The following is a 17,231-nucleotide window of genomic DNA, read 5'->3' on the forward strand; positions in this document are numbered from 1 at the left end:
GGCGGACGCCGGCCGCCTGGTTACGTTGGCGTAAGTCGCGCCACCAGTGCAATATTGCTTGAGTAACCCCTATATGAAGGACCCCATGGCTACCGACCAGGATTCAACCAACCATCCGTCGTCGACCGCGGAGCAGGAACTGATGTTCGACAGTGGCACCGCTCCCCCGCAGGATGCATGGAGCGATATCAGCGCGGAAGGTGAATTGAACGAGTCGAGGTCGCACCCCTGGCGCCGCTATGTCGCAGTGGGCGACTCCTTCACCGAGGGGATCGGCGATCCTGACGAACAAAGCCCCGGAGGCCACCGCGGGTGGGCCGACCGCATTGCCGAGGAGCTCAGCCGGGGCCATCAGGATTTCGCCTATGCGAACCTCGCCATCAGAGGGCGGGTGCTGCAACAGATTATCGACGAGCAGATCGAACCGGCGCTGGAGCTCAAACCCGATCTGGTTACTATTTCGGCCGGGGGCAACGACATCCTCCGGCCCAGCTCAGATCCCGACGCGCTGGCCGAGAAGCTCGATGGTGCCGTCGGCCGCCTGAGCAGCGAGGGAGCGACGGTGGTGCTGTTCACCGGGCCCGACGTCGGCAGCCCCGGAGTGCTCAGTGCGGTGCGCGGCAAGACGGCAATCTACAACGAGAATATCCGCACGATCGCCACCCGCCATGACGCAGTGATTGCCGACATGTGGGCGCTGCGGGAACTGGCCGATCCGCAGATGTGGGCCGGGGACCGGTTGCATTTCTCGCCGCTGGGCCATCACACTATTGCCATTATGGCGCTCGACTCGCTTGCCGTCGTCCACTCCCTTCATCCCCAGAGGCCCAAACCGCTGCCGCCGAAGAACTGGCGCGCTGCCCGGGCCGAGGACTTGGTCTGGGCCAGGGAATTCTTCCTGCCGTGGGTCATCCGGCGGATCCGGCATCAGTCCTCCGGCGACGGCGTGCAGCCCAAGCGCCCGCAGGCAGGGCCGATCTTCGGCAGCGGAATGCCTCCCGGCTCCAACTGAGGCCGGCGGCACCTGACGGCGTCGCCGCTGCCAGCAACCTGGACGGCGTCGGCCGCCGGCGCACTGGACGGCGGCAGCTGTTCCGTGGCTCAGCAGCGGACGATGTCGGACAACTGCGCTGCCTCAATCAGGAACGCATCGTGGCCAAAGGGCGAGTCGATCATTTCCAGCCGCACGGGCACATCCGGCGGCAGTTCGGTGACCAGCCGCTCGGATTCGGCCGGGAAATACAACCGGTCGGAAGAAACCGCGGCAATGACAAACTCGATGCCGGTTCCGGCGAAGATATCCGCAATGGAACCGCGCCCACGAGTCAGGTCATGGCTGGTCAGCGCCTCCGTGACCACGATGTAACTGTTGGCGTCGAACCGTCCGGCCAGCTTGCCCGCCTGATAATCCAGGTAGCTTTCGACCTGGTACCGTCCGCGCCCGCCGTCGCCCTGCGGCAGCGGTTCCTCTGTATCCTGCGGCAGCCGTCCGAACCGGGCACCAAGATCGGGCTCGCTGCGATAGGTGATGTGAGCGATCCGGCGTGCCAGCCCGAGACCGGCCGCCGGTGCGACGCCGTCGTAATAGTCTCCACCGGCGAAGTTGGGATCCTGCCGGATCGCCAGGATCTGCGCCTGGGCGAAAGCGATTTGCTCGGCCGTGCTGGCCGCACAGCCCGCAACACAGATGCACCGGCTGACGCGGTCAGGGTGCATGGCAGCCCACTCCAGGGCGCGGGCGCCTCCCATGGAACCGCCGACGACGGTATGCCAGGCCCCGATACCCAGCGCATCGGCCAGATGAACCTCGGCGGAGACGGAATCCCGCACTGTCACATGCGGAAACCGCGAACCCCAGGGCGCGCCGTCCGGAGCCGGACTGGACGGCCCCGTGGTGCCGTAGCAGCCGCCAATGATATTGGGCGCGACGACGAACATCTCATCCGTGTCAATGGCACGGCCGGGCCCCACCAGGGGCTCCCACCAGCCGTCTTCGTTCGACGAACCCCGGCTCACGTGGGCGCTTCCGGTGAGGGCATGCAGCACCAGCACGGCGTTGGATGCGTCCTCGTTCAGCGTCCCCCACGTCTCGTAACCGAGGACGACGCCGGGCAGTTCGGCACCCGACTCGAGCTGCAGCGTTCCCACCGGAAGGCGCTGCAGTACGCCGTCCGGCCATGCCGACCCGACGTTATCGGGCTGCGCAGTCTTCCGGCTGCGCAGTTGGGACGGGGAACTCACTGGGCTTTGGCCGCCCGGAATCCGGCGTCGAGGTCGGCAATGATGTCCTCGACGTTCTCCAGCCCGACCGAGAGGCGGACCAGCCCGGGAGTGACGCCGGAGGCGGCCTGTTCCTCTTCGTTCAGCTGGCTGTGAGTGGTCGACGCCGGGTGGATCACCAGCGACCGCACATCACCAATGTTGGCCACGTGCGAGTGCAGTTCCAGGCTGTCCACAAACCGCTTGCCGGCCTCGACGCCGCCTTTGATATCGAAACCGATGATGGCAGGAATGCCCTTCGGGCTGTAGGTTCGCCCGCGCTCGTACCAGCGGCTCGAGGGCAGGCCCGCGTAGGCGACCGATTCGACGTCGTCCCTGCGTTCCAACCATTCGGCGACCTTCTGCCCGTTTTCCACGTGGCGCTCGATCCGCAGGCTCAGTGTCTCAAGTCCCTGGGCGATCAGGAATGCGTTCAGCGGGGCGACTGCCGACCCGAGGTCGCGGAGCAACTGCACCCGGGCCTTGAGGATATACGACATGTTGGCGCCGAGCGCTCCGCCTTCGCCCAGGTCCCGGCCGAACACCAGACCGTTGTACGTCGGGTCCGGGGTGTTGAAGCCGGGGAACTTGTCCGGATCCTTCGTGTAGTCGAACTTGCCGCCGTCGACGATCACGCCGGCGATCGCGTTTCCATGCCCGCCCAGGTACTTGGTGGCGGAATGGACGACGACGTCCGCGCCCCACTCCAGCGGGCGGATCAGGTACGGCGTCGCCAGCGTGTTGTCGATGATCAACGGCACGCCGGCGTCGTGGGCCACCTCGCTGACGCTCTCGATGTCGAGCACATCCTGGCGGGGGTTGGAGACCGATTCGGAGAAGAAGGCCTTGGTATTGGGGCGGACGGCGTCGCGCCACTGCTGCAAGTCATCCGGGTCCGCCACGAAGCTGACGTCCACGCCGAGCTTGCGCAGGGTATGCTGCAGCAGGTTGTACGTGCCGCCATACAGGTTGGGGCTGGCGACCACGTGATCGCCGGACTCGGCGACATTGAGGATGGCATACGTGGTGGCGGCCTGCCCGGAAGCGAGCAGCAGCCCGCCGACGCCGCCCTCAAGGTCTGCGACCCGGGCTTCGACCGGCTCGGAGGTGGGATTGCCAATGCGGCTGTAGATCGGCCCCAACTCGGCCAGGGCGAACCGGTCGGCGGCTTGCTGCGCATCGTCGAAGACGAACGACGTCGTCTGGTAGATCGGCAGCGCACGCGCTCCGGTGGTGCTGTCAGGCTGCTGTCCGGCGTGGATCTGACGGGTTTCGAATGACCAGTTATTACTCATTACAGGCTCCTAGGTTCCGGGGCCCATAGCCGTGCCGGAACGCGCGATCCAGCACGAGATACGACCCGCGCTTGCACCCAGCCTCGTGGCTGAATGCCTGGTCCTCACCCGGGGCACCCCACCGCGGTTGGAGGGTTGCCGGTCAGCAAGCCGGGGCAATGAGTCCGCCATCCGCCTCGTCCACGCGCTGGTCCACGCTGTAATCCACACGGTGATCCACGCTCGCGAAGCGGGCCAGGCGTCCTCTGCTGACACTCATGACCTGATTCAAGTGTCGGAAATCTTTGGCCGGAAGGCAACCTGTATGACGCAAATTGACACATAGCACGGATAAACCAGGGACCCGGGCGCCGGGCACGCCGAGTGCGAGCAAGCCCGGACCCGGGCCGCGGTCGCCGGGCAAAGCCAGACGATGACAGCCAGGACACGGCCGCCGGGCGCGAACAAGCGAGCACGCCGGCCGTGCTTAGGCAAGCCTTAGTCGAGACACATCTCACAAAGTGCAAAGATGAGCGTATGCGCTTGGATCACATCTCATACGCTTGTGGACCCGATGGACTCGCCGCTACGGCAGACAAAGTCGCCGAAGCCCTCGGTATCGAGGCCGTCAAGGGCGGCGTCCATCCCCGTTTCGGCACCAGGAATATGATCTTTCCCCTGACTGACCGGCACTATGCCGAGGTTGTCGAGGTGCTCGATCATCCGGCGTCGGACAAGGCCCCCTTTGGCCAGGCTGTTCGTGCCCGATCGGAAGCCGGCGGCGGCTGGATGGGCTGGTGCGTGGCCGTGGAGGACCTGGCTCCCTTCGAAAAGCGGCTCGGCCGTGAATCCGTCCCGGGCAACCGCAAATTCCCCGACGGACGCGAATTAATCTGGCGCCAGATCGGAATCAAAGGCCTCATCGCTGATCCGCAGGTCCCCTACATGCTCAAGTGGGACGGCGACACGGACCTGCACCCGTCGAATGCGCGGAGCAACGACGTGAAGCTCACCGGGCTGACCATTGCCGGCTCCGCCGAACGCGTCACGGAATGGCTGGGTACCTGCGTGGAGGACCCGCTCGACGACGTGCAGGTTGATTGGATGGCCCCGAACGGCACACCCGGCATCATGTCCGTGCGATTCGAGACCGCCGACGGCAAGGTCGTGGACCTCTAAGACCCCTGCCGCCGGCGCGGGGGCCGCCCTCGGGAACCGCGCCGCCCGAAACCACCGCTCGCCCCGAAACTCGGTTCTGCTCCGCTTTGGGACATTTGACCGGCGGCGCCGACGGTAAAATATCCCAAAGCGGAGTCTTTTCATCGGATCCTGTTCCGTCCAGGCCTCCACAGGGGCATCTTTCGGTCAAACCATCCACATTCAGCGCCCCGAGTGCGCCGACGTCGTTCTTCCCATAGCAGTATTGCTCCATGGCTGCTTCTTCCCTGATTTTCGTCCGCCACGCAGAGCGAGCGGGTATGGACCGACGTTTATTGGCGCGGCGGGCCGAAAAGGGACACCTGTATCGTGTCCAGTCCGGGGTGTACATCCCTGCCGAAGAGTGGATCGCTCTGGAGTGGTGGGAGCAATACCCGCTTAGAATCGAGGCGTTCAGCCGAAACTCCGCAAATATACGGGTCTTTGCGCTCCAGTCCGCAGCGGCGCTCTGGGGTATCCCCTTCTTTGGTACATACAACGACATTCATGTTCTGGTCATTGATGGAGCCCATCCACGGCGGCGCGGTGGTGTTCGCAGCCATCCCGACCTGGGACTGGACGCCCTGCAGTCGCACGACGGGTACCGGCTGACTTCCCGTGCCCAGACCGTCGTCGATCTGGCTGTCAGCGCGCCATTCGAACAGTCGGTTGCGGCGGCGGATCATGTCCTGCGTCCTGATAAGCAGCACGGCCTACCTGCTATCCCGAAAAGTGCCCTTCTCGCCGTAGCAGATCGCCTTGGTTCCAAGGCGAAGTTCGAACGTGCCCGGCGGGTTATCCAATTTGCCGACCCGCGCTCGGCGTCACCTGGTGAATCAGTCAGCCGAGCCTATATGTACTTGATGGGCTTCCCACAACCAGTACTTCAGTATCGTGTCGTGGATTCAGACGGGCGGGTCATCGGCAGAAGCGACTTCTATTGGGAAGACGGGCGCGTCCTCGGAGAATACGACGGGACCGTAAAGTACTCACGAAACAAGTACCTCAAGGGGAAATTGCCGCAGGACGCACTCGAAGCGGAGAAGAACCGTGAAGATGCCATGCGTGCCACTGGCCGTGGAATGGCCAGATGGCTCTGGACGGACATCTGGCAGTCCGGAGCAGAGCCGGCTATGGGGTTGGCCCGGAAGTTACGGAAAGCGGGACTCACTCCCGATCCGCACCGGAACATCTGGGATGTGACCCTAACTCGTTGACGCTGATTCCTGCTCCGCTTTGGGACATTGTGCCGGCGGCGCCGCCGGTCAAATGTCCCAAAGCGGAGCTTTTTCGTGGACGGTGGTCGTAGACCGTAGACCGTGGACCGTGGTGGTGGTCGGTGGGTGATGGGCGAGGGTCGGTGGTAAGGAGATCATGCCCCTCACGCCAGTCCGAGGGCTTCGCCGAAGATGGTGAAACCGACGAACGCGCCGATGTCGAGCAGCGCGTGGGCAATCACCAGGGGCATCACGCGGCCGTACCTGGTGTAGAAGTACCCGAAGATCAGGCCCATCATGAAATTCCCAAGGAACGGGCCGAACCCTTGGTACAGGTGGTAACTGCCGCGCAGCAGGGAGCTGACCACAATGCTGGTCACGGTGCTCCACCCGAATTTCGCGAACCGGTTGAACAGGTACGCCACGACAATGACTTCCTCGACAATGGCGTGCCGCAGCGCCGAGAGGATCAACACCGGAATACTCCACCAGTACTCGTCGAGGGCAGCCGGCACGATCGCCGTGGTGATTCCCAGCGCCCGGCCCGCGGCGTAGACACCAATGGTCCCGACGCCGATCACCACCGCGAGCCCGAATCCGAACAGGAAATCGCGGACCGGCCGGCTGAACGTGAACCCGATGGCGGCGAACGCGGACCGCCCGGGTCCGGTGAGCAGGAACAGCACCAGGGCCACCGGTACCAGCGCAAACAGGATGTCCAGCAGCTGGAAGGCCAGGTCGAAGTACGGCCGCTCGTTCAAGGTCGGGTTCATCGTCGTGGTCTGCTGTCCCAGGGGCGCCTGGGTGAGCTTGTCCAGCAGATTGACGACGGCGTAAACCGCCGATTGCCCGAGCGAGAGTCCGAGCACAATCAGCACTTCGAACAACAGACGACGGCGGCCGGCCGGTTCGGTGGATGGAACGGTCTGTGACGGCATGCTCTCCATCCTAGGATCCGCACCACCCCGGATCCTTACACGCCTCGGTCAGCACTCCGGGATGACGGCACATCGGAAAGACATCGTTTTAGAGTCGGCGTGGAATCAGGCCCGCGCGTCGAACTCTTTCCCCGCGCGCCACACCCGGTGGGTCAGCGGAATACCTGGCCGGTACGCCAGGTGAGTCGCCGACGGCGCATCGAGCATGTGCAGGTCCGCCCGGTGCCCGACGGCGATGCTGCCCACCGCACGGGCGCCATCGCGGTCCTCGCCGGCCTCCCGGTGCAGGGCCAGCGCTCCCCCGAACGTCGCCGCCCGGACGGCTTCGTGGATGCTGAGTTTCATCTGCAGCACGGCGGTGGTGACGCAGTAGGCCATCGAGGAGGTGTACGACGTTCCCGGGTTGCAGTTGGACGCCAGCGCGATCTGCACACCGGCATCGAGCAGCTCCCGTCCGGGGGCCAACGGCTGCCGGGTGGAAAGGTCGCAAGCGGGCAGGCAGGTGGCGACGGTACCGCGTGCTCCCCCGCCGGACCAGCCAGCCCAGGAATCGGCGAGCGCGGCGACGTCGGCGTCCTGAAGATAGCTCACGTGATCCACGCTGGCGGCTCCCATCTCCACGGCAAGCCGCACCCCCGGCCCGGGGCCCAACTGGTTGCCGTGCACCCGCAGTCCCAGGCCCGCGTCCCGCGCGGCTTCCAGCACCCGCCGAGACTGGCCCTCGTCGAAGGCGCCCTGTTCGCAGAACACATCGGCCCACCGGACATAGGGCGCCACGCCGTCGAGCATCGGCCCGCGCACCAGGTCCAGGTACTCATCGGCGTCCATCCCGTCGGGCACTAGATGCGCCCCGAGGTAGGTCACTTCGTCGACCTGGGCGGCTGCGATCCTGGCGCTGCGGATCTCGTCCTCGACGCTGAGCCCATAGCCGGTCTTCGTTTCCAGGTACGTGGTTCCCTGCGAGAGAGCTTCACGGATCCGCCCGGTCAGCAGCCTGCCCAGGTCCTCGTCGGAGGCCTGCCGGGTGGCGCTGGTGGTGACGGCGATGCCGCCGGCGCTGTAGCTTTCGCCGGCCATCCGGGCCTCGAACTCTTCCGTCCGGTCGCCGGCGAAAACCAGGTGGGTGTGGGAGTCCACCCAGCCCGGCAGCACTGCCCGTCCTTCGGCGTCGGCGCTGGTATCGGCGGCGGGTGCTTGGTCGGCCGGGCCGACCCAGCTGATCCGCTCTCCTTCGATGACGACGGCGGCGTCGGATAGCACGGTGCCCTCGCCGTCCTGGGTCATGAGTTCGCCAATGTTGGTAATCAAATGGCTCATCGTCTACTCCAATTCCTTCAGCGCGTCAGACAGCAGTGCGGCAGGGTCGCCGAGCGATTCGTGGATCCCGTTGCGACCCACGACCTCGCCACCGATGACGACGGTCTCCACGTCCGACGCCGTCGCGGCCAGCACGACCTGTTCCCCCTCCGCCCCAATGGTCCGGACGCTGTCGGATCGAACATGAATCTGGTCTTCGTGGGGTTGCGGTGCGTCGCCGGCGATCAAGCCAGCGCCGCCGGCGAGACTCCTGGCGCCGCCGGTGCTGGACGCGGCGACCAATTCCGACGGCGTGAACCGCCCCCGCGCTCCGCTGCGCAGCCGCTCCCCGTGCTCCAGCGCGCGCATCTCCAACAACGGGTCGACGACGGCATGCTGGTCGGTGCCCAGCGCAATCACCGCGCCGGCGCCGGCCAGCTCCAGGGCGGGGCCGATCCCGTCGGCCAGGTCCGCTTCCGTCGTCGGGCACATCACGATGTTCGCTCCGGCGGCGCCGAGCAGTTCGATGTCGCGCTGGGTCAAATGCGTAGCATGCACGGCCGACAACCGGTGGGACAACAGCCCCTGTTCGGCCAGCAGTTCCGTGGGGGTGAGTCCGTACGCCTCCGAACAGGCGCGGTTCTCACCGGGCTGCTCGGACAGGTGGACGTGCAGCGGCAACTGCGGATCCAGCTGCCCGGCAATGGTGCCCAACGACTCCGGATCGACGGCCCTCACCGAGTGGATTGCCGCACCCACACTGACGTATGCCGGGTCATAGGTCCGCTCAAACGCGGCACGCAGCGAGTCCAGCCGGGCCAGCCAGTCCGCGGCGTCGTCGTCGGCAAACCGGGCCTGCTCCTCACTGAGCAGCTGACCGATTCCGCCCTTCAGGTAGCAAGTGTCCAGCAGCGTCAGGCGGATGCCGGCGTTCCGGGCGGCGCGGGCCAGCGCGTGCTCCATGTCGTGGTCGGGATACGGGGTTCCATCCGGCCGATGGTGGACGTAATGGAACTCGCCGACGGCGCTGAAGCCAGCCGTGACCATCTCCGCGTAGACGGCGGTGGCCAGCTTTTCGTACAGCTCGGGCGTCAGGGCGGCCGCATGCCGGTACATCTGTTCGCGCCAGCTCCAGAAACTGCCCCGCCCGGTGTGCGTCCGGCCACGCAACACCCGGTGAAAGGCATGGGAATGCGCATTAACTGCGGCGGGCAGCATCACAGGCGGCGGCGCGCTCACAGCAGGCCCTCCAGTACATCGGCCAACGCGTCGGCGCCAGCGTCCGCATCGTCGCGTTCGACCCATTCCTCGGGCGAGTGCGAGATGCCGGTGGGGTTGCGGACAAAGAGCATGGCTGAAGGAACGACGGCGGCCAGCACACCGGCGTCGTGCCCGGCCCCGGTTGCCAGCGACGGTGCCTGCGGCAGTAAATCATGCAACCGGCTCTGCAGCCCGGCGTCCAAATGGACGGTGTTGCTGTAGGACTCCTCGGTCAGGGTGACGGTGCACCCCTCGTTGGCGGCGGCGATCTGCGCCTTGCCGTGGATCGTCTCGACCAATGCGGCCGTCACGGAGTCGTCGGGGTGGCGCACGTCCATCCACATCTCAACGGCCGAGGCGATGACATTGGTGCCTCCCGGAAGTGGCTGCAGCCGGCCGATCGTCGCACGCGCGTCGTCCCGGCCGGCGGCGACCCGTTGCACCGCGAGGACGACCTGCGCCGCGGCGACCATGGGATCGGCGCGGTCGGACATCAGCGTGGTGCCGGCGTGGTTCCCCTGCCCCCTGACGGTGAATTTCCAGCGTCCGTGTCCCAGAATGGACGTTCCGATGGCGACCGAGTTTTCGGCGCCGCCGGCCGGTCCGAGGTCGATCTGCCCGCGGCCCTGCTCGACGTGCAGTTCAACGAACTGGCCGACGCGGTCGATGGCTTGCGGATCGGCGCCGAGGTGTTGCGGATCCAGGCCGTGCCGGGCCGCTGCTTCGGCAAAGGTGATGCCGTCCGCGTCCGTCAGGGACCTCGCGCGGTCGGCGTCGATGGCACCGCTCATCAGCCGCGATCCGAGGCAGGCGACGCCGAAGCGGGAGCCCTCTTCCTCCGGAAACGCGGTGACGGCCAGCGGTCGGGCGCCGCCCTCGCCGGCGGTGATCCCGCGGGCGCGCAGCTTGTCGACGGCGGCGAGCGCCGAGGCGACTCCCAGCGGCCCGTCGAAGGCACCACCGCCGGGGACGGAATCCAGATGGCTGCCGGTGACCAGGGCCTGGGGACCGGACGACGACGGCGATCCCCACCAGGCCCAGATGGCGCCGTTGCGATCGGTCTCCACGTCGAGTCCGCGGCGTTGGGCCTGCTCGATGAACCAGCTGCGCAGGTCGAGTTCGGCGGCCGAGTACACCGGGCGGCTGTACCCGCCGCGCCGCGGGTCCCGGCCGACGTCGTCGATCGAATCAAGGACTTGGGATACGGTTTCCATTCTTTCCCCGCTTACTTTTCGCGCATGGGGATGCGGACGCCGCGTTCGTCGGCGACCTCGGTGGCCCGGTCGTAGCCGGCGTCGACGTGCCGGATCACACCCATGCCCGGATCGTTGGTCAGCAGCCGTTCCAGCTTCTCCGCCGCCAAGTCGGAACCGTCGGCGACCGAGACCTGCCCGGCGTGGATGGAGCGGCCGATGCCGACACCCCCGCCATGGTGGATCGACACCCAGGTCGCCCCGGAGGCGGTGTTGAGCATGGCGTTCAGCAGCGGCCAGTCGGCGATCGCGTCGGATCCATCGGCCATACCCTCGGTCTCCCGGTAAGGCGAAGCCACCGACCCGGAATCGAGGTGGTCACGTCCAATCACGATCGGCGCCGACACCTTGCCCTCGGCGACGAGCCGGTTGAACAGCGCCCCGGCCTTGGCCCGCTCGCCGTAGCCCAGCCAGCAGATCCGCGCCGGCAGTCCCTCAAACTCCACGTGCTCGGCCGCCGCCTTCAGCCAGGTATGCAGATGTTCCTTCTCCGGGAAGAGTTCCATCAGCGCCTGGTCGGTGACCTCAATATCCTTCGGATCTCCCGAAAGCGCCACCCAGCGGAACGGGCCCAGCCCCTCGCAGAACAGCGGACGGATGTATGCCGGCACGAAGCCGGGGAAATCGAAGGCGCGGTCGTAACCGCCCTGACGGGCTTCGTCACGGATGGAGTTGCCGTAGTCGAACACTTCGGCGCCGGCGTCGGCGAACCCGACCATCGCCTCCACGTGGGTGGCCATCGACTCCTGCGCCTTCTTGGTGAACCCTTCCGGATCCGACTCGGCCTCAGCTTTCCAGTCCTCCATAGAGATACCGGCCGGCAGGTAGCTGAGCGGGTCGTGGGCCGAGGTCTGGTCGGTGACGATATCGACCGGCTCGCCGCGCTTGAGCAGCTCGGGCAGGATTTCGGCGCAATTGCCGACCAGCCCGACGGACAACGCCGTCCGGGATTCCTTCGCCTGGCGCACCTTGGCCAGCGCCTCGTCCAGGTCAGCACTGACGACGTCGAGGTACCGCTTGGAGGCGCGCCTGCGCAGCCGGGTCTCATCGACGTCGATCATCAGCACCACGCCACCGTTGAGCGTGACGGCCAACGGCTGGGCCCCGCCCATGCCGCCGCAGCCACCCGTCACCGTCAACGTCCCGGCCAGGGACCCGTTGAACCGTTTAGCGGCGACGGCGGCGAAGGTTTCGAAGGTGCCCTGCAGGATGCCCTGGGTGCCGATGTAGATCCAGGATCCGGCGGTCATCTGCCCGTACATCATCAGACCTTCTGCCTCGAGCCGGCGGAACTCGGGCCACGTTGCCCAGTCCCCCACCAGGTTGGAGTTGGCCAGCAGCACCCGCGGCGCCCACTTGTGGGTCCGGAAGGCGCCGACGGGCTTGCCGGACTGGACCAGCAGCGTCTCGTCGTCGTCAAGCGTTTCCAACGCCTTGACGATGCCGTCGAAGGCTTCCCAGTTGCGCGCCGCACGTCCGGTTCCGCCGTATACCACCAGGTCGTCGGGCCGCTCGGCGACCTCCGGGTCCAGGTTGTTCATCAGCATCCGCATCGGCGCTTCGGTCTGCCAGCTCCTGGCGCGCAGCTCGGTGCCCCGGGCCGCGCGTACTTCGCGTGCTCCCTGCATGATTCTTAGTACCTTTCGTGTGTCTCTTGGGCTGCTGTTGTTTGATACGTACTCGGCTACGCGGCCGGGGCCGCGTGCTGGTCCATGATGGTTTGCGCTTCGTCGGCGACCAGGCGGCCGATGGCGGCGGCGTCGTCGTCGCTGATCCGGTAACTCGGCGCGACGACGCTCAGGGCGGCCACCACCCGCGAGCCCATCACGATGGGCGCTGCGATGGCGGTGACGTCGGGTTCCACCCCGTTGCTGACGACGACGTACCCGTCGTCGGGGATCGCCCCGTGCAGGATTTCGCCGGCGGCGGTGCCGTGCAACGGGATGCTGCGGCCCACCCAGCTGGTGTGCCGCACCGAGTGCGTTCCTTCTTCGATGGCGATATAGATTCCGGTCTCTTCGCCTTCCGGCATTTTCCGGGACGGAACGTTGAGGTAGGAGGATTCGCCGGTTTTCGCCACCAGCCGCTTCATCGGTTCGGCGGCCAGCGCGATAAGTGATTCATGGCTCAGCGCCGCGGCACCCAGTTGAACGATCCGCATCCCGGGCCGGTAGCCGTCGTCGTCCTTCCGCACAAAGCCGGCCGTTTCCAGCGTGCGCAACAGACGCAACGCCGTACTGGCGGACAGTTCGGCTTGCCTGGACGCTTCGGCCAGGGTGAGCGAACCGCCGTCGCACACCGCGCCCAACAGTGACAGCGCCCGCTCCACGGTGCGGGTTGATGTGTCGGCCATGAGTTCCTCCTACCAGCGGCACGGTGCCAATTCGCCTCAGCTTCTTGAACTTCAGCGCAAAATGTATTTCACTTAGTAAAACGCTAATTTCATTGTTTGGCAAGAGCAACCCGGCAACGCCGTCGGCATTCGGAACGAGGAGCACATATGACCGGAACCACCACCAGCACCGTTGAAGTATCCGTCGGGCCGCTGGCCGCCGACGACGTCGTCGCCGTCACCAGGGACGACGCGCAGATCAGAATCACCGACGAATCAGTTCGCGCCATGACCGAATCGCGCGACGTGATCGAATCAATGGTCGACGACGACCAGCCGCACTACGGTGTCTCCACCGGCTTCGGCGCGCTGGCCACCAAACACGTCCCCGTCGACATGCGCGCCCAGCTGCAGCGGTCGTTGATCCGCAGCCACGCGGCCAGCAGCGGCGCCGAGGTGGATCGGGAAATTATCCGCGGACTGATGCTGCTGCGGCTGTCCACCCTTGCCACCGGCCGCACCGGTGTCCGCCCCTCGACCGCGCAGGCCTATGCCGGAATCCTCAACGCCGGCATCACTCCCGTCGTCCGCGAATACGGCAGCCTGGGTTGCTCCGGGGACCTGGCACCGCTGTCCCACTGCGCGCTGGCGCTGATGGGCGAAGGCGAAGTCCGCAACCGCGCCGGCGAGCTGATGAACGCCGGAGACGCGCTCGCCGCCGCCGGGTTGAGCCCGGTGGAGTTGCGGGAGAAGGAAGGGCTGGCGCTGATCAACGGCACCGACGGGATGCTGGGCATGCTGCTGATGGCCTCATCCGACCTGCACCGCCTGCTCAAAATCGCCGATATCTCGGCCGCCATGACAGTCGAGGGGTTGCTGGGCACCGACGCGGTGTTCGCCGAAGACCTGAATCAGCTCCGCCCGCATCCCGGCCAGGGAGCATCCGCGGCGAACATCCGTTCCGTCCTCGGTGAATCGCCGCTGATCGGCACCCGGCAGTCAGGCGAAGACGGAAAGCGGAGCTTCACCCGGGTACAGGACGCCTACTCGGTCCGGTGCGCGCCGCAGGTCCACGGCGCCGCCCGCGCTACGCTGGCCCATGCCGAATCCGTCGCCGGATACGAACTCGATTCGGCCGTGGACAACCCGGTCGTGACGCTGGATGGCCGGATTGAATCGAACGGCAACTTCCACGGCGCGCCGGTCGGGTACGTGTTGGACTTCCTGGCCATCGCCGTGGCGGACCTGGCCTCGATGAGCGAGCGGCGGACCGACCGGTTCCTCGATCCCGCCCGGAACCACGGACTGAATGCCTTCCTCGCCGACGATCCCGGGGTCGACTCCGGCCACATGATCGCCCAATACACCCAGGCCGGCATCGTCTCGGAGCTGAAGCGGCTGGCGGCGCCCGCATCGGCGGATTCCATTCCGTCTTCGGCGATGCAGGAAGACCACGTCTCCATGGGCTGGAGCGCCGGACTCAAGCTGCGCCGCGCCATCGACGGATTGTCGCGGGTGCTGGCCGTGGAGCTGCTCACCTCGGCTCGTGCGTTGGACATGCGCGACGGCGGCGTGGAACAGGCCAAGACTGCCCCGGCGACGACGGCGGTGCGGAAGCTGATCCGGACAGTCGTTCCCGCCCCTGGAACCGACCGTTACCTGGCCCCCGAAATCGAGGCGGTGCGGAAGCTGGTCGAATCCGGCGATGCGCTCACGACGGCAGAAGAAGCCATCGGCTCTGAGCTGTCGTAGGGCTGTGGCGGGTCCGGCGATGCAAAGTCCCACATCGCAGCTCGTCCGGTCCCCGGCACATTTCGCCACTGCCCTAGCGCAGCGGTGACAAGGCCTTCGCCACCGGGTCGGCGTCCGTCGTCGATCCGGTGATCAGGGACGCGGCGAGGTCGGCCATCGCCCACGACGTCTGGATCCCATAACCTCCCTGGCCGGCCAGCCAGAAGAAATCCGGCGCCTCTTCGTCATACCCCACCATCGGCAGCCCGTCGCCCGGTTCAGTGCGCAGGCCTGTCCACGACCGGACGATATTTTTGATTGAGAACGTGGTGGCGGAGTTGATCCGCTCCACGAGCCGGTCGACGTCCGCCGTGATGGGTTGGGCGTCTTCAGCCTGGCTGGCGACGGTTTCGCAGGGCGAGATGAGCAATTGTGTACCCTCGGGACGGTAGTAGAAGCTGCCGTCGGCGCCCCGGATCATGTGCCCGTCTTCGGCCACCGGCCGGGAGGTATCGACGACGGCGGCTGTCCGGCGGTACGGCTCCAGGCCGAGGATCCGGACGCCGAAGATGATTGCCAGCGGGTCGGCCCAGGCACCGGCGGCGTTTACCACCGTCCCGGCGTGGAAGGCTTCCTCCCCTGCCCCGACGGTCCATCCGGCCGACACCTGTTGCGCCGTGTGCACGGGAGCGTTGCAATGAATCTGCACCCCGGCGCCAAGCGCCTGGTCCCGATAGTAATCGAGCAGCACATCGGCCTCGACCTGCAGCGCGGAATCGTCCAGGGCGGCAGCCTGCACTGCTTCCGGTCTCAGCTCCGGGCTGCGGCTTAGCGCTTCGTCGACGGATATCCGCTGCAACACGTCGCTGGCTGCGAGTCTCGCGGCGACGTCGTCCTCGGTGCCTGTGAAGATCAGCGGCCTGTCGTTGAGGATGCGCCGGCCGATGTGCGCGGAAATATCCTCCACGGCGGCGATCGTCCGCCCGGTCAGGGTCCGGATCGGCAGCGGACCGTGGCTGGGCTGCAGCTGCCGGGCCGAGCGGGATGAGGCGTGGTACGCGAGTGCACTCTCCGCCTCGACCACCGCCACCTGCATGTCATTGCCCAGCCGGGCAGCCAGAGAGAGGCCGGCGATGCCGCCACCAACAATGAGCACGTCACAACTTTGCGCCATCCAGCCATGCTATATCGCGCCGCTGACGATGGACCGCTGACGATGGACGCGGACTACGCCCGGCCCACCGTGCGTAGCGCATCACGGCTGGCCACGAAGGCCCGCACACAGGTTTCAATATCCTCGGCGCTGTGGGCCGCGGATAGCTGCACCCGGATGCGGGCCGCCTCCTTGGGAACCACCGGGTAGCTGAAGGCCGTCACATACACCCCGTTGGAGAGCATCTCGTCAGCGATCCGCCCGGCCCGCACGGCGTCGCCGAACATCACCGGGATGATGGCATGCTCGCCCTCGAGCAGCTCGAAATTCTCTTCGGCCATCCGCCGGCGGAAGTGCGCGGCGTTCTGCTGGAGCTTGTCCCGCAATTGGCCGCTGCCCGACACCAGTTCGAGGGCTTTCAGCGTCGCGGCCACGATGGACGGCGCCAGGCTGTTGGAGAACAGGTAGGGACGTGCCTTTTGCCGCAGCATGGCCACGATTTCGGCCCGGCCGGCCACGTACCCGCCGGACGCGCCGCCGAGTGCCTTGCCGAACGTGCCGGTGTAGATATCCACCCGGTCGGAGACCCCGGCATGTTCGGGCGTTCCCGCCCCGGTCTTGCCCATGAAACCGACCGCGTGCGAGTCGTCCACCATCACCAGTGCGTCGTACCGGTCGGCCAGTGCGCAGATCCGGCGCAATGGTGCCAGGTAGCCGTCCATGGAAAAGACACCGTCGGTGACGATGATCTTCCGGCGAGCCCCGGTGGAACCATCGGTGCGTTCCTGCTCGCCGGCCGCCTGCAGCTGGGCTTCCAGGTCCGCCATGTCACGGTTCCGGTAGCGGTACCGCTTCGCCTTGCACAGCCGGATGCCGTCGATCAGGGAGGCATGGTTCAAGGCGTCGGAGATGACCGCGTCGTCCGGGCCGAACAGCGGTTCGAAGACGCCGCCATTGGCATCGAAGCACGACGAGAACAAGATGGTGTCGTCAGTGCCGAGGAAGTCGGACACCCGGCGTTCGAGCAGCAAGTGCTGGTCCCCGGTGCCGCAGATGAACCGCACGCTGGCCATCCCGAAGCCACGTTCGTCCATCGCTTCTTTCGCGGCGGCAATGATCTCCGGGTGGCCGGCCAGCCCCAGATAGTTGTTCGCGCAGAAGTTGAGCACCTCGGCCGGTTCGGAGCCCGGCAGCGCCGCTTGGACATGGCTGGACTGCGGGGAACTGATGCTTCGCTCCGCCTTGAACAACCCGGCCTGGCGGATGTCATCAAGTTCGTCCTGAAGTTCGGCCTGCATCGTCGAATACACGTTGTTCTCCT

General features: G+C 66.4%; 14 protein-coding genes and 1 riboswitch. Of the genes, 4 read left to right on the forward strand and 10 right to left on the reverse strand.

All coding sequences use genetic code 11. The features are described 5' to 3' along the window. Nucleotides 1-85 precede the first annotated feature (85 nt). Nucleotides 86-1,012 carry an SGNH/GDSL hydrolase family protein gene (locus H535_RS0115075; RefSeq protein ID WP_245580336.1) on the forward strand — a complete coding sequence of 309 codons (927 nt, stop codon included), beginning with the start codon at nucleotides 86-88 and terminating at the stop codon, nucleotides 1,010-1,012. An 89-nt stretch (nucleotides 1,013-1,101) separates the two neighbouring features. Here H535_RS0115075 and metX read toward each other — a convergent pair whose 3' ends face one another. Next, a complete protein-coding gene (gene metX / locus H535_RS0115080; protein ID WP_035769876.1) occupies nucleotides 1,102-2,223 on the reverse strand; it encodes a homoserine O-acetyltransferase MetX in 1,122 nt (373 codons plus the stop codon). A 14-nt stretch (nucleotides 2,224-2,237) separates the two neighbouring features. Beyond that, nucleotides 2,238-3,554, reverse strand: coding sequence for a bifunctional o-acetylhomoserine/o-acetylserine sulfhydrylase (locus H535_RS0115085; RefSeq protein ID WP_026820206.1), 1,317 nt, complete (start codon nucleotides 3,552-3,554; stop codon nucleotides 2,238-2,240). Between the two features lie 62 nt (nucleotides 3,555-3,616). Then, nucleotides 3,617-3,736, reverse strand: a riboswitch (SAM riboswitch). Nucleotides 3,737-4,070: 334 nt separating this feature from the next. Here H535_RS0115085 and H535_RS0115095 point away from each other — a divergent pair. Next, nucleotides 4,071-4,712 (forward strand): VOC family protein, encoded by a 642-nt coding sequence (locus tag H535_RS0115095; protein WP_026820207.1) that lies wholly within the window; start codon nucleotides 4,071-4,073, stop codon nucleotides 4,710-4,712. Between the two features lie 362 nt (nucleotides 4,713-5,074). Continuing rightward, nucleotides 5,075-5,947, forward strand: coding sequence for an immunoglobulin domain-containing protein (locus H535_RS25820; protein WP_155838715.1), 873 nt, complete (start codon nucleotides 5,075-5,077; stop codon nucleotides 5,945-5,947). Between the two features lie 164 nt (nucleotides 5,948-6,111). Here H535_RS25820 and H535_RS0115105 read toward each other — a convergent pair whose 3' ends face one another. The 6 genes from H535_RS0115105 to H535_RS0115130 form a co-directional block, all read right to left on the reverse strand. Further along, nucleotides 6,112-6,885: a CPBP family intramembrane glutamic endopeptidase gene (locus H535_RS0115105; protein ID WP_051299404.1), complete on the reverse strand. Its 774-nt coding sequence runs from the start codon at nucleotides 6,883-6,885 to the stop codon at nucleotides 6,112-6,114. Between the two features lie 105 nt (nucleotides 6,886-6,990). Next, the gene (gene hutI, locus H535_RS0115110) at nucleotides 6,991-8,202 is read right to left on the reverse strand and encodes an imidazolonepropionase (RefSeq protein ID WP_026820209.1); all 1,212 of its coding nucleotides are present in this window, start codon (nucleotides 8,200-8,202) and stop codon (nucleotides 6,991-6,993) included. A gap of 3 nt (nucleotides 8,203-8,205) precedes the next feature. Continuing rightward, nucleotides 8,206-9,420 carry a formimidoylglutamate deiminase gene (locus H535_RS25825; protein ID WP_425387284.1) on the reverse strand — a complete coding sequence of 405 codons (1,215 nt, stop codon included), beginning with the start codon at nucleotides 9,418-9,420 and terminating at the stop codon, nucleotides 8,206-8,208. Then, complete coding sequence (locus tag H535_RS0115120; RefSeq protein ID WP_026820210.1) at nucleotides 9,417-10,655, reverse strand: allantoate amidohydrolase; 1,239 nt, start codon at nucleotides 10,653-10,655, stop codon at nucleotides 9,417-9,419. Before H535_RS0115120 ends, H535_RS25825 begins: the two co-directional genes overlap by 4 nt. 11 nt (nucleotides 10,656-10,666) lie before the next feature. Continuing rightward, complete coding sequence (locus tag H535_RS0115125) at nucleotides 10,667-12,322, reverse strand: urocanate hydratase (protein WP_026820211.1); 1,656 nt, start codon at nucleotides 12,320-12,322, stop codon at nucleotides 10,667-10,669. Between the two features lie 56 nt (nucleotides 12,323-12,378). Next, on the reverse strand, nucleotides 12,379-13,047 hold the full coding sequence (locus tag H535_RS0115130) for an IclR family transcriptional regulator (RefSeq protein ID WP_026820212.1): 669 nt from the start codon (nucleotides 13,045-13,047) through the stop codon (nucleotides 12,379-12,381). 147 nt (nucleotides 13,048-13,194) lie between these two features. Between H535_RS0115130 and hutH the strand changes: the two genes are divergently transcribed. Beyond that, a complete protein-coding gene (gene hutH, locus H535_RS0115135; protein ID WP_026820213.1) occupies nucleotides 13,195-14,778 on the forward strand; it encodes a histidine ammonia-lyase in 1,584 nt (527 codons plus the stop codon). Nucleotides 14,779-14,851: 73 nt separating this feature from the next. Here hutH and H535_RS0115140 read toward each other — a convergent pair whose 3' ends face one another. Both H535_RS0115140 and H535_RS0115145 read right to left on the reverse strand, forming a co-directional pair. Next, a complete protein-coding gene (locus H535_RS0115140; RefSeq protein ID WP_026820214.1) occupies nucleotides 14,852-15,931 on the reverse strand; it encodes an NAD(P)/FAD-dependent oxidoreductase in 1,080 nt (359 codons plus the stop codon). A gap of 53 nt (nucleotides 15,932-15,984) precedes the next feature. Further along, complete coding sequence (locus H535_RS0115145; RefSeq protein WP_425387289.1) at nucleotides 15,985-17,208, reverse strand: glycine C-acetyltransferase; 1,224 nt, start codon at nucleotides 17,206-17,208, stop codon at nucleotides 15,985-15,987. Nucleotides 17,209-17,231 lie beyond the last annotated feature (23 nt).

Source organism: Arthrobacter castelli DSM 16402 (assembly GCF_000430705.1).
Lineage (GTDB): Bacteria > Actinomycetota > Actinomycetes > Actinomycetales > Micrococcaceae > Arthrobacter_C > Arthrobacter_C castelli.